Here is a 12,915-nt window from a genome sequence, read left to right as displayed (position 1 = left end):
ACCACAAGGGGGGTCGAGCGGAACGTCACAGTTGTAGAAAGGGCAGCATTTGAACCCTTAGACCCCTTGTCCACCTTTCTACCCTTTCACACCGTTTACCCCCATCTCCCCAGTCCACCTAAAGTTTAAAATAAAAAACCCGATGGGGAATACCAAAAAAAAATTAAAATATTTTAAATATAAAAAAAAAAAAGAAAAGTCAAAATTACTTCAATAAATCTTAAAGTTAGTCGGATCGAGATTTGTAAAAAAAAACTCAGATCATCCATAATTAATGAGAAAAGTTAGGCTACCATAAAATAGACATCAGTATTGTGAGATGTGAACCAAATTTTAACTATTGGCGTTCCGAGAGAATCAACATGAATCGACATCTACGGACATTAGGTGTAGCACCGAATACTTGGACAGTGAATGAAGCGATTGCAGATCTCACCCGTCCCCCCCTCACACCCCAACCAGTAACCCTGACAACCGAAACTAAAACACTACAGATAGATCTAGCAAAATCAGCAATACTAGTCATCGACATGCAAAATGACTTCTGCCATATTGATGGTTGGCTAGCACATATTGGCGTAGATATCGCACCCAATCGCGCCCCAATTACACCTTTAAATACCCTACTCCAAAAATTGCGATCGCAAAACGTTCCAGTTATTTGGCTCAACTGGGGAAACCGTCCCGATTTACTCAATATTAGTCCCGCACTGCGGCATGTTTATAATCCTACAGGAGCAGGAATAGGATTAGGAGATCCATTACCAAAAAATGGTGCAAAAGTACTCATAAAAGATAGTTGGGCAGCAGGAGTATTAGATGAATTAGAGCAAAAGTCAGAAGATATCCATATCGATAAATATCGCATGAGTGGCTTTTGGGATACACCCTTAGATAGTATTTTAAGAAACCTAGGCAAAACAACTCTTTTCTTCACAGGAGTCAATATAGATCAGTGCGTCATGGCAACATTACAAGATGCCAACTTCCTTGGTTATGACTGCATCCTTGTCAAAGATTGTGCCGCTACTACCTCACCAGACTATTGCTACCAAGCGACTATTTACAACGTCAACCAATGCTTTGGCTTTGTCACTAATTCTGAATCAATTATTAAAGGGATTTAAGAGGATTTATTTCTTGTATTATTTTGGTTTGCTTCTAATAACAACGTCTTACCTGTTATTAGTTATTTGTTATTTGTGGTAATCCAGATTGCAGGAGCTGTCACAGTTATTATTTCTTCAACCAACAACCCACGACCAAATTTAGGAGTAAAAACCAATGGACTCTCGTTGCATGATTCCCATCATCAAGTCACCCAAAGACTACCATGCTTATCGCATCAGTCCTCATGATACCAATCGTTTAGCCATTGTATTCGATCCCGCGATCGCAGACGCTTCCTTAACCTTTTGTGTCGAAATTTTTGATGAAGGAGGGAAAACCCCGCCCAATCGACATCAAATAGCCGTAGAAATGTTTTTTATCCTCAAGGGAGAAGGAGTAGCAATGTGTGACGGCAAAATCGTACCAATTCGGGCAGGAGACAGTTTATTAGTACCACCAACAGGAATTCATGAAATTAGAAATACAGGCAGGGGACGTTTATATGCCCTCTGCTTTATGGTTCCCAATGAAGATTTTGCTGAGTTAATTAAAAGCGGTACGCCTGTAGAATTAGATTCAGAGGATTTGGGAGTACTGTCTCGTACCGATGCCTTAGTACCCTGTTGAGGATTGGGAGGGGTGGGGAGTGGGGAAAAAACTCTCCTCTAACCTCTTGTTAATGAGTTAAGCTAGCAAAGAAGCAGCAGTTCAACTTAACTATCGATCTGACACAGAAAGATTCTCATGGAGAGACTTCTCATCACCGCCATTATATTGGCAATTCCCGCCTACTTATACACTTGGTTGGTCAGAAATATTGACCGATTCGAGAAAAAAAACTTCCCCACTCTTGTTGATGCCTTTGCCTGGGGGAGTATACTCGCTATTACTTTTGCCCGGATTTTCCAAGAGATTTTACCCATCCCTGCCACCCAAAATATGGGTGAGGTAACTTTGGCGGGTAGCTTGGTAAAACCACTTATTACTCTCGCCGTCACTGAAGAAATCCTCAAAGGAATAGTGGTGGCGATTATTTATCTGAGATGCCGTCGCGAATTTGATGGGTGGATAGATGGTATCGTTTACGGCGCAACCGTAGGGTTTGGATTTGCTTATGTGGATAATATATTTTATTTAACAAACCAAACTCATACCTGGGGAGAGTGGATACAATTATTTTTCTCCCGCAGTATCGTATTTTGTGGGATCCACGGTTTTTGGACGGCGTTAGTCGGGATTGGTTTCGGTTTCGCCCGCTACACGAATAATCCTGTCCGAAAAGTTCTCGTAATTTCTGGTGGATTAATTGCCGCAATGTTAGCCAACATAATTCATAACGGTGCGTTAATCATGATTCAAGAAAGATCTAATTTAATATTGTTATTAGCTTTGTTTAATTACATAGCAATGGCACTATTAACTATCCTCTTATGGTTAATCGCAAGATATGTAAATCTCCAGCGACTCCAAACCTATCTCAGCGAGGAAGTACCAGAGTTTATCTCTTTTGAGTGCTACGAAGCCCTGTGCAGCTCTGATAAAAATATCTTCGCATCTTTGGGTATGAGTCAGCAACAAAGACGAGCATTATTTAAAGTTGCTACCAAGTTAGCTCAGAAAAAGATGGAGTTAATCAAGATGGGTGAAGCAGGAAGCAATAGTGTAGAAATTACTGGATTGCGACAAGAATTGATGAGATTGGGAAATGGAGATTGGGGAGTGAATATTTAAAGCATTTAGGTTATTTGTTATTTATTTATTTCTGGTGGTGGTTAAGAGGCTGAGAGCCAATTGTCGATATCGATAAACTTGGCACAAAACCCCCATTGCCCACCGATTAAATTCGGTGAAAGTTAAACTTAAATGGAGTAACATATTCATTGGTGAAAGAAATAAAAGTTAACAAAACTACATGATATATGTGTCGGGCTAGTTATATAATTAATAACCTGTTTGAAAGATTAGCAAATAATTAATTGTCAAAAAGGAAGGAATACCTCATGTTATATCCCAAAGGGTTCGCTCGCGATCGCGCTATTGAGCTTGGTGCTTTAATTAAGCATAGCTATACTCAGTTCGAGCAGCGCAGTATCGCTGTAAATAAGCAGTCATGGCAGCCTGCTGGGTATACTATGGTGACAGAATGTAAAATTAAGCAACCCAATGGCGAGGTTTTTCCTTTCGGTTTTATTGCGACCAAAGATAACAATGCGTATATAATATTCAGAGGAACAAGGACTCCCTTTGAATGGCTTGATGATGCAGCTATTAAACAAGTTGATTACCTCCCTAGTTGGGGGAAAACAACCAAGGGTTTTAATAATATTTATAGCAAACTATCTCAACAGATTATTTCTGCCCTAAATAATCTACAGAAACAAATACCATCTATTACCAACATATTCGTTACAGGCCATAGTCTGGGTGCAGCGATAGCCGATTTGTGCGCTCCTGATATTCTATCCCAAACCAAATTTAAACCCATATCCTATACCTTTGCTGGTCCTCGCACTGGGGATATTAACTTTGCCAAAAAATATCTCACCTCTGGCATAGTCTCTTGGCGGATTTTCAATACTGAAGATATTGCAACTACATTGCCCCTGTCAACATTCGATATCCATCCATCAGAGTTAGGTCTTAACGACTCAACTGTTGAGCTATCACTAAAGTTAGTATTATCAAATATTGCTGGTAATTTGCTTTTTCAACACATCGGCACACCCATTGGCTTCACCTTCCACAAAGAGACAATTGCTGATAACCATAATCTGGATAATTACTTGAACAATCTGCCAATTCAAGATTAAACGGAAGTTACCCCGCTACGCGGAGTACTTCCCTCTATAGTGAGATCTTGCACCAATATCAATAAGCCAGGACTTACGGAAAGCCTCCATCTGTAGCGTGGATTACTCAAGAATAACCGAGGATTCACACTATGAGTAGCGTCACTCCGTCAATCCTGTAAGCCTAAAATTTTGGATCAGCTTGCAGGTGGGTCAGCAATCTTACAACGTTTAGGAGTTGACGCGCCACAGTTAGTCACTCTAGTTGAGGAAGAAGATGCTGTGGCTTTGGCAGGAATCAAAGACGCAGGGCACGCGCTGGGACTAGGAATTGCCACCGTCATTCATCTATTTAATCCAGAAATTGTGGTCTTGGCAGGAGGAACCTTGCGCTGGCATGGCTACGTTGAAGCCGCATTAAGCAGTGCTAAGGAGCATTGTATCGCCGAACTTTGGGCAGGATGTCGAATTCATGTAAGTACTCAGGGTGGGCTACTCGTTGCACTGGGAGTAGCGCGGGCGGCTGCTGAGTTAGAATCAAAGTGGTAAATCAATCCTTTGAAAGGTTCATCAACAGTAGCCGTTTTGTTAACAACCAGTATAATTATGCAGGTAAAGGGCAAACTTTCCTCCCCATGCGTAAACGACAGGGGCTTCCAGTTTTCCCCTTGCCAACCCAAATTTATGGTGAGTGAGAATGACTAAGTTTAACCCTGGGGTTATTGAAGGTTTTTTTGGCAAACCGTGGGACTGGGAAATGCGCTGTAAATATGCTCATTTTCTCAAAAACATCGACTATGGTTTTTATATTTATGCTCCCAAAGCTGATGATAAACTACGGAGAAATTGGAGGCAAGATTGGTCAGATGACGATCTAAAACAATTAATTTATCTTGGTCATGTTTATCATCAAGCAGGAATTAAATGGGGGATCGGTTTTAGCCCATTTGAGATTTACCTCAACTATGACAGTCAAGCCATTAAAGATTTAGAAAAGAAGATTCATTACTTTAATCATCTCAACCTAGATATACTAGCAGTTTTATTTGATGATATGAGAGGAGATTCTAGTGAAATCTCTAAAATTCAAGTTGATATTGTCCATAGAATTGCCGATTTAAGTAATGCGGAAACCTTTATTATGTGCCCTACATACTATACAGACGATCCAATTTTAGATAAACTATTTGGGGAAAGACCAGCTAATTATTTACAAACATTAGGAAATAAATTAGATCCAGAAATTAATGTTTTCTGGACTGGTTCGCAAGTTTGTTCAAAATCCTATCCAGAATCTCACTTAAAAGAAGTCGGAGAAAAGCTGGGTCGTCTGCCTTTTATTTGGGACAACTATCCAGTTAATGATGGAGCAAAACTTAGTCTATATTTGCATCTAAAAGCTTTTGATAATCGCCCTTATCAAATGTCTGAATTGGTGTCTGGTCATGCTGTTAATCCCATGAATCAAGCCCATCTCTCACAAATTCCACTGATGACATTAACCATGAGTTATCAGCGTCAGAATTATTATTCCCCTTCAGATGCCTTTGTGGAAGCTGTTGAGCGATTATGTTCTCCTGAACTAGCTGATGCTTTAGTCGAAGATATATCTCTATTTCAAGATCGTGGACTTGAGCAACTTTCTCCAAATATTAGACAATCTCTGATCAAAAAATATGAAGCTTTTGACAGCCCATATTCTCTAGAAATTGTGGGATGGCTGAAAGAAGAGTATCTTTTTTCTCCAGAATGTTTGACGGGTTAATGGTTAATCAAAACTTCGATCAAACTCATAACTTGCACCGCTACAGATATGACTCAATTAACAACTAAACCAACATTTGATAGCGCTTTGCCTAAGAATCCTGATGATATGCCAACTGTCACTCTGGATGCAGCACATTCTCCCTTAAAGGTTTTAGCACACGAAGATTTACTACGAAAGTTTCGCAATGGAGAGTCTTTTCGTCCGATTCATTTACGGATTGGGATCATGGGTGCTTGCAATATGCGATGCACTTTTTGTAACTTCCATTCTCCCAATGAAGAACAGTTCTACGATCGCTTCTCTTATAAAGATATGATCGATACCGCCCAAGCAATAGAACTGATGCGGGAATTTGCCCAGAATGATGGGCGGGCAGTTACTTTTTGCGGTAGCGGTGAATGTACAATTCATCCCGGCTATCCAGACATCTGTCGTGAGGCTAATGCCGCCGGACTATTGACTGGTCTAATTACCAACGGCTCAATGCTCCACGATCCAGCAATTGCTGAGACGATTATTAATACCCATACTTGGGTGCGCGTGGGGATGAACGCAGGATCAGATCAGCAGTTTGCTACAACTACCAAGTTCAAAAAACGTACCCTACACGAAATTCTCGACAGCATCCGAAATCTGCGTGAGAAAGCAGTAGCCCCTGACTTCCGTATTGGGCTAAATTTTGTGATCACACTAGAAAACTATCGGGAAATCGAAGCAGCGGCAAGGTTGGCAAAAGAGTCTGGCGCTCACTATATTCGCTTTGAACCTGAGTTTTATTCAGGCATGGGACATGAATCCATCTTTGAAGGCTTTGAAGATGTCCAAGCCAGCCTGGACAAAGTCAGCACCTGGGAAACCGAAACCTTTGAAGTCTCCATTCCTAAACTCGATCGCGGTCCAATGGATCAAACAGACAAAGTTGAGGGTGACTTCAAACAATGTCATTACAGCAGATTTGTGACAGCTATCGGTGCAGATGGCAACCTCTACCCCTGTCCGCAAGTTCATCTCAACAGCCGTTATCTAATCGGAAACGTAATTGAGAATGGATACCAAACCGTATTGGAATGTGGACCTAGAGAACAGTGGGAAGAATCGAATCCTATGCGTACTGATCTGTGCAAATCATGTTTTTACCGACCACAGAATGAGCTGTTGGAATTGATCAAACGAGGTGATGTCAACTTGGATGAGGCCCTGAGTCAATATCAAGTAGAAGTACCCAAAACCCTTCATGCAGAATTTGTCTAATACCTGATTTCCCATCAGTTAATCAGATGCCAAGTTTCAGTGAAACACTGAAACTCGGTCTCATCTTGGCAAAAACCATAATTTCCATACATATTCGCTTAAACATCCATGCAACTGGATATCCTGAAATCTCTCCTTGAGCAACCTCCATTCCTGCGTTTTGAAGCAACGAATGTACCTGATGCGCAGAATTGGCAAGAGCAGCTTCGAGGGACTGTGCGACGGCTAGTCTGGCTCGACAAGTCTCCTATGTTGAAGAGTAGCTTAGTTGGCTCTCGCAACCTAGAAGCTTTGCTCATAGAAGAGTATCACTTTACCTCAGAGGAGGGGCGTTTTTTTCGAGGAGTAGTAGTTCGCCCTGAAAGTAGCGAACCAATACCTGCGGTCTTAGTAAACTCAGGGAAGAACGCTCAATTGGAGCATGTCACTGGTTTAGCAGCACCGCCATATCCCGACGCAAACATTGCCGAACAATTAGCCCGTCAGGGTTTAGCGACACTGACATGGGAATATGGCTTGCTGGGTGGATTTAACGCAGAATCTTTAGGAACTCGTGATGAAGCCAATGTGCTAGCACTAGCATACAGTGGTATGACCACCACCTCCAAGATATACCAGGCATCAGAATTCAACCAATTCCAGTTAATGTCCAGAGCAATTACTACAAATATGTTGTGCTTCTAGAGACAGGGCAAGATCGTGAAGGTCTAAAACAGCGTTTACGGGCTAATCACAATGTCACCCTTTCTGGTGAAGTCTACACCATTCCTTGTTGCGCCCAACCCTTCTTTCAAAGTCAGTATCCCGCACCAGAATTTCCTCATGCCTACCAATTTTGCGCCCTTGATTCATGTTGGCGATCGCTGTATTCCCGTTCCCACACTGGTGTACCTCAACCGTACTAAAGACCATCCTCTACTAGGTGTGGAGGTCGATTTTCCCTTTGCAGTAATTGGTGATATTGACCAAGAAGCAGTGATTAAATTGAGTCGAGAATCTCGATTCTTCTATCAGCTAGGTGAAGAAATTAACCTTTAAAACAGAAGAATATTTTGAGGCGACAATCTCGATTATTCTATCGACTAGATCAATAAATTAACCTTTAAAATAGAGGAATATTTTGATGACTGTGACTAGGACTGTTGCCACCGCAAAATTAAATCCCCAAACCATGTACGCCGAAATGCAGCGACGGCTACCGATTTTGCAACATTCTCCAGAAGAATGGTTGCAAAAGATGATGCACTGGCATTTTGACGATAGCACCGGATCTCCCTACTGGTTACGGAAAAAGCCGTCTCTAGATTTCGATCCCATCCGTGATATCCGCACCTTGGACGACGTTGGCTTTGGCATCACTATCAGGCAGGAGATTTAGTCGTTCATAGTCCCTATATTATCCATGCCTCTCTGGACTCTTGTGCTGATCTTATGCGAGTATCCACCGACATTCGCTTTGTGCCACAAGACAACCCCATTGACTGGCGATGGAATAACGATTGGTCAGCCGACGATACTTACTAGACCAGTAAAGTTTGATCCTGCTGATCCAACAACGGTTGAGTTATACAGCAGTTCCCGCTGTAATGCGGTTAAACTCTATATCTGTCGAATTGTTTCAATTAATTCATGAGGATGGTGAATCAAAAAATCTGGATTATGTTTTGCTAAAGCTTCTGGTGAATTAAATCCCCAACTCACAGCAATAACCTTAATGTGAGCTTTTTTTGAAGATTCAATATCTCTAGCTTCATCTCCCACATAAATAACTTGTTCAGAGGTCAAATTATATTGAGACATAAATTTTTTAAGTACTTTGTTTTTGCCAAATATTGTTGTTTCTGAATAAAGATAACTGAATAATTCTTCCATTTGGTGTTGGTTCAAAAATAACCGAACATTCTCCTCAGAATTGGTTGTCACTATTCCTAAAATATTTCCCTCATCTTTTAATTGTTCAAGAGCTTCTTTCATACCAATAATCGGACTTAACCTTTGAATCTCTTGACGCAAATCTAATTTGACTCTTTTAAGTAGAGGTGGTATTTTGAAAATGGAAATGCCAGATTTTTTGATAAGTTGCCGTGCCGTCAATGTTTTAACCAGAGGAACTTCTTCTGGATTCAATGGTTTAAAGCCAAATTCTACGGCTAAACGATTGGTAATATTGACCAAGGCATCCAGCGTATCAGCGATTGTGCCATCAAAATCGAACAGAATTACTTTTATACTCATTATTAATATTTGGGTAGCTTTATTATCCTATGTTTTGCCCTTTATGACAATAGCATTATTTTGGTTGGTGCAATTCCTGTTGCTTTATTATCCCTGGTAGCAGAGGTAACTTTGAGTCTCTTGCAAAGACTTTAATGACAATACAATTAATTTTATATTATCTATTCTAAAAAGTTCCTAACAAAGGCAGGACTTTTATCTTCAATAACTCCACCAAAGCTGGCTCCATATACTCATACTCATCCGGAATATCCAAACAAACTACTCGTTTACCTTTAAGCCATAGATTAAACTTATTTGAAAGTTTATTTTTATGTGACTTTTCCATGACAAAAATGATATCTGCCCACTGAATCGCCTCACTGGACAAGGGTATCTCTGCTTCTCTATCCAATCCCGCTGAGTCTACCTCTAGCCCCTCATACTCAGAAAACACAGCTTCGGCTGTTGGGCTGCGTAATCGATTCTGACTGCAAATAAATAATAATTTCTTCATCAGTAATAGTTTACAGCAGTTGGCAAGGATCTCAATCAATTTTTAAGATTAATGAATAAGGCGATGCCTTCTCTAGGAGACGCTACCAACCAATAACCAATAACCAATAACTAACAACCAACAACTAATTAACGTTGACGACAAATCCCAAAAACAGACGTATACCCGTGTAAAAAAGTACTACTCCCCACCGGACCAATTTCCCCATTACAGAAGAAACCAGCCAACTGAACATCCTTTAAATAGCGACGGAACAAATAGGAATCAAAATTAGCTTGTCCGTAAAGTCCTTCACCTCTTCCCAAACAGGAAAACATTAACGCACCCGCCACTTCAGAAAGATCGGGCGAGTCTTTTTCATATTGTTGCAATAGCAATTCCAAATCTTCCTGAGAAGTGCGAGCATCCCTTAAATGGAACTGAATCCGTTGTCCTGGACGAACTCGATCGCCAATTGCGATCGCGCCTACCCTAGGATCGACTCCCAATAAATTGCGAATTAGAAAATCTCTCACACCAAGATGTTGCTTGAATTCATCCCGAGCTATACCAACAAATAAGGAATGTTGAGCTAATTGTCTATCTCCCTCGCTCAATGTTTGAATTAAATCTCGCAGCACTGTCAGAGGTGGACGTGACTGGGCATCATTTGTGACGATCCCACTCCGATTTGGTTCAACTAATTCCAGCACAATATTCCGCTCTCCTTTTGCTACCTGATAGATTGGACCAATCGGGCGACAGCCTTGAGCCACAATAGTTTCTATAACAATATTTCCGCTTAAAGCCACGCCGACGGTTCCTTCCCGGTATAGTCTACCGACGGACTCCTCATCTTCAGAGAAATAAAATAAACCATTCTGAACGCCCATGGTACTTGCACTTGCCAACCCTCCTACTTTAATCGACCCCGGATAGGCAAAATCTAACCCTTGAATTAGGTCATTCACTTTAGAAGAAAAGGGATCGGCTAGCAAAATAAAATCAGGTTTTTCTTGAGGAGAAACACCAATTAAATCCACCCAAGCATTTGGTGGACTATCGAGATCTGGTATATTATCGCCTGGGATATGAAAAGGACGAACCGAAACATCCGGCAAATGAGCCAAACTAATAGTCAGCGCTGCCTGCCCTTCAACTTCTTGAGCCTCACCGCAGGCATTCATGCCAATAATACCAGCCCCACCACAGCCAATGATTACAGGGACAGACAACCGCTCTTGCAACAGAGGCATCAGTCGGGAATACTCACTAGTGTAGGCAGAGGAGATGAACACCAAACCCAAATCGGCTGGCATCGGTAATAATTGTTTTAGGCGGTCCACCACTTCAGCGATCGCCGCTTCCAGAGATGGACGGGTTGATAAGGCGTTAGCCCACTGAATTCGATTTGCCATTATTTTTACCGAATCTTTTCCCTAATGGATATGTGTTTAGGGTTTCGCCACTACTTACAGCGGATTTCACCCAGCGTGAGGTACACCCAGAAAGGGGCTAGTTTGTTAAGTCCCTTCTCTCTGTAGCCACAAATCCCAGCCAAAATCTTAAAAAATCGCGATCATCTCCCTTTCTAGACAAGGTTGTGCGATATGACTGGATCGGCAGAGAATAATCCCTTGCGTCTAGTGAGCCAGGGGATCGTGTAGAATTGTAACAGCACTTGGGCATGTTCCGATTGCTACAAACTCCATCGCCGAGTGGCACTATCGTAACTGCATCACTTAGGTAAGCATAACCAGATTAGCCTCAAAGGGCTAAAAGTTAGCCGTTTTGCCTGAACCCCCTTTTTTTCCTACGGGGGACTCGATCAGAAATCACAAAAAAAATTTGTGTGCCTCAGTGCAATCATCAACAAAAAGGAAATCTATGAGCAACATTCAAGAAAAAATCGATCAAGAACGTCAGCAAGCTAAAGTCGTTTGCGATCTTCAAGGTGCAGAATCTGGTCAATGTGCCGCTGCCTGGGATGCCGTAGAAGAATTGCAAGCCGAAGCATCTCATCAAAAGCAAAAAGGTCCAACGAAAAACTCCCTAGAGAAATATTGCGACGCTAACCCCGATGCCGATGAGTGCAGACTCTACGATGACTAAACGACTCTAAATTTCTATCGTACTCAACGTTTAGGGAAAAGGTAGAAGGGAAAACGGCAAGGGTGGATTGAACTTCCTTTGCCTTTTTCTTTGAGGTGAGGGGTAAAACTAAAAACTAAAAACTAAAAACTAAAAATTCAAAACTAAAAACTCTCCTCCCCATTCCCCATAATTGAAGATAATAAAGTTTTAGCAGCAAACCATGTCAGATACAGTACTTCGAGCGATAGTCTGGACAGACTATCGGATAGCCCTTTTGTTTGCGGTTTTCATTCCCCTAACCCTGCTAATTTGGGCATTTGTTCAAAAAGCAGATGCGATGGTGCGTCTCCTGATTGTCTACTGGCGCGTTGCCAGTCTCTTAGCAATTAGCGTTTACATTTTAATTGCTTCTTGGCCAATTGGTTTTATATCGGGTATTTTTGCGCGATTCCTGATTCCCATTTCCCTGTGGTTTTGGGTTGATGTCAATGAAGATATTGAGGATCGCCCTGCTAGCCCATTAAAGCTAGCTCTGACAGCTTGGCGCTGGGCTATGACAATTTATTGCACCCTGGGTACTCTCTGGAGCCTTACTTTTGTGCGATGTGGGTTTGCCCAAGGAGCAATCCGGGAAACTTCCTGTCAAGTTTGGTTAGAGCCGCCATCTTTATTCAAAGAATATTTTCATCACAATTCTAAACCTGAATTTTTGGGTTTTCTCGGCATGGTGGGATTGGCATTCTATGTTCTTTATTTGAGCTATTTTGTCCTAATTAGGTTGGGCAAACAGGGGCGCTCCGCAATGGAACAGTAAAATTAGTTATTGGTTGTTGGTTATTGGTTATTGGTTATTGGTTATTGGTTATTGGTTGACAATTTGCTCTAGAGCAAATTATTCCTTAGATCTCATAACTTGCATGTCAGTAAGCCAGTAAGAAGCCAGTAAGCCAGAAAACCCGCCCTAGACTCAACTCTACGGCTAATAGCTACCATTCCATTGCTCTGGACTAAAATTCTGATTCAGTCGTCTTTAGACGACTTGAGCTGTTAGACAGTGGTTTTAACCACTGGCGGGTTATTTCAACTGGTGCAAATTATCAGTTAGATCCAATTGTTCAGTTAACAAATAACAAACAATAAACAACAAACAACAAACAACAAACAACAAACAACAAACAACAAACAACAAACAA

Annotated in this window: 16 protein-coding genes; 13 read left to right on the top strand and 3 right to left on the bottom strand. The window is 41.4% G+C overall.

What is annotated here, in order from left to right:
* Positions 1-362 precede the first annotated feature (362 nt).
* The 11 genes from NJ959_RS16855 (at position 363) to NJ959_RS16810 (ending at position 8,296) form a co-directional block, all read left to right on the top strand.
* Complete coding sequence (locus tag NJ959_RS16855; protein ID WP_254012901.1) at positions 363-1,127, top strand: cysteine hydrolase family protein; 765 nt, start codon at positions 363-365, stop codon at positions 1,125-1,127.
* Positions 1,128-1,284: 157 nt separating this feature from the next.
* Complete coding sequence (locus NJ959_RS16850; protein WP_254012900.1) at positions 1,285-1,737, top strand: cupin domain-containing protein; 453 nt, start codon at positions 1,285-1,287, stop codon at positions 1,735-1,737.
* Between the two features lie 117 nt (positions 1,738-1,854).
* Complete coding sequence (locus tag NJ959_RS16845; RefSeq protein WP_254012899.1) at positions 1,855-2,841, top strand: PrsW family intramembrane metalloprotease; 987 nt, start codon at positions 1,855-1,857, stop codon at positions 2,839-2,841.
* 269 nt (positions 2,842-3,110) lie between these two features.
* A complete protein-coding gene (locus NJ959_RS16840; protein WP_254012898.1) occupies positions 3,111-3,920 on the top strand; it encodes a lipase family protein in 810 nt (269 codons plus the stop codon).
* A 171-nt stretch (positions 3,921-4,091) separates the two neighbouring features.
* Entirely contained in the window at positions 4,092-4,448 is a 357-nt protein-coding gene (locus tag NJ959_RS16835; protein ID WP_254012897.1) for an ROK family protein, read from the top strand.
* A 148-nt stretch (positions 4,449-4,596) separates the two neighbouring features.
* The gene (locus NJ959_RS16830) at positions 4,597-5,664 is read left to right on the top strand and encodes a beta-N-acetylglucosaminidase domain-containing protein (RefSeq protein WP_254012896.1); all 1,068 of its coding nucleotides are present in this window, start codon (positions 4,597-4,599) and stop codon (positions 5,662-5,664) included.
* A gap of 48 nt (positions 5,665-5,712) precedes the next feature.
* On the top strand, positions 5,713-6,918 hold the full coding sequence (locus tag NJ959_RS16825) for a radical SAM protein (protein ID WP_254012895.1): 1,206 nt from the start codon (positions 5,713-5,715) through the stop codon (positions 6,916-6,918).
* 108 nt (positions 6,919-7,026) lie between these two features.
* Positions 7,027-7,602, top strand: coding sequence for a dienelactone hydrolase family protein (locus tag NJ959_RS16820; protein WP_254012894.1), 576 nt, complete (start codon positions 7,027-7,029; stop codon positions 7,600-7,602).
* A complete protein-coding gene (locus NJ959_RS30730) occupies positions 7,500-7,823 on the top strand; it encodes a DegT/DnrJ/EryC1/StrS family aminotransferase (RefSeq protein ID WP_373693670.1) in 324 nt (107 codons plus the stop codon). The genes NJ959_RS16820 and NJ959_RS30730 overlap by 103 nt, the downstream gene beginning before the upstream one ends.
* A complete protein-coding gene (locus NJ959_RS16815; RefSeq protein ID WP_254012893.1) occupies positions 7,741-7,956 on the top strand; it encodes a hypothetical protein in 216 nt (71 codons plus the stop codon). Before NJ959_RS30730 ends, NJ959_RS16815 begins: the two co-directional genes overlap by 83 nt.
* A gap of 85 nt (positions 7,957-8,041) precedes the next feature.
* Complete coding sequence (locus NJ959_RS16810; RefSeq protein ID WP_254012892.1) at positions 8,042-8,296, top strand: hypothetical protein; 255 nt, start codon at positions 8,042-8,044, stop codon at positions 8,294-8,296.
* Positions 8,297-8,517: 221 nt separating this feature from the next.
* Here NJ959_RS16810 and NJ959_RS16805 read toward each other — a convergent pair whose 3' ends face one another.
* From NJ959_RS16805 to NJ959_RS16795, 3 genes are all read right to left on the bottom strand, one after another.
* The gene (locus tag NJ959_RS16805) at positions 8,518-9,153 is read right to left on the bottom strand and encodes an HAD hydrolase-like protein (RefSeq protein WP_254012891.1); all 636 of its coding nucleotides are present in this window, start codon (positions 9,151-9,153) and stop codon (positions 8,518-8,520) included.
* Positions 9,154-9,319: 166 nt separating this feature from the next.
* Positions 9,320-9,649: a low molecular weight protein tyrosine phosphatase family protein gene (locus tag NJ959_RS16800; protein WP_254012890.1), complete on the bottom strand. Its 330-nt coding sequence runs from the start codon at positions 9,647-9,649 to the stop codon at positions 9,320-9,322.
* A gap of 128 nt (positions 9,650-9,777) precedes the next feature.
* A complete protein-coding gene (locus NJ959_RS16795) occupies positions 9,778-11,046 on the bottom strand; it encodes an FIST signal transduction protein (RefSeq protein ID WP_254012889.1) in 1,269 nt (422 codons plus the stop codon).
* A 469-nt stretch (positions 11,047-11,515) separates the two neighbouring features.
* Here NJ959_RS16795 and NJ959_RS16790 point away from each other — a divergent pair, with 469 nt between their 5' ends.
* Positions 11,516-11,740 carry a Calvin cycle protein CP12 gene (locus tag NJ959_RS16790; protein WP_254012888.1) on the top strand — a complete coding sequence of 75 codons (225 nt, stop codon included), beginning with the start codon at positions 11,516-11,518 and terminating at the stop codon, positions 11,738-11,740.
* 202 nt (positions 11,741-11,942) lie between these two features.
* Entirely contained in the window at positions 11,943-12,536 is a 594-nt protein-coding gene (locus tag NJ959_RS16785) for a DUF3177 family protein (RefSeq protein WP_254012887.1), read from the top strand.
* Positions 12,537-12,915: the final 379 nt, after the last annotated feature.

The organism is Limnofasciculus baicalensis BBK-W-15 (assembly GCF_024178385.1).
In the GTDB taxonomy this organism is placed as follows: Bacteria; Cyanobacteriota; Cyanobacteriia; order Cyanobacteriales; family Coleofasciculaceae; genus Limnofasciculus; species Limnofasciculus baicalensis.
Note: the sequence above shows the minus strand (reverse complement) of the source record. Positions and strands in the feature narration are given on the sequence as shown.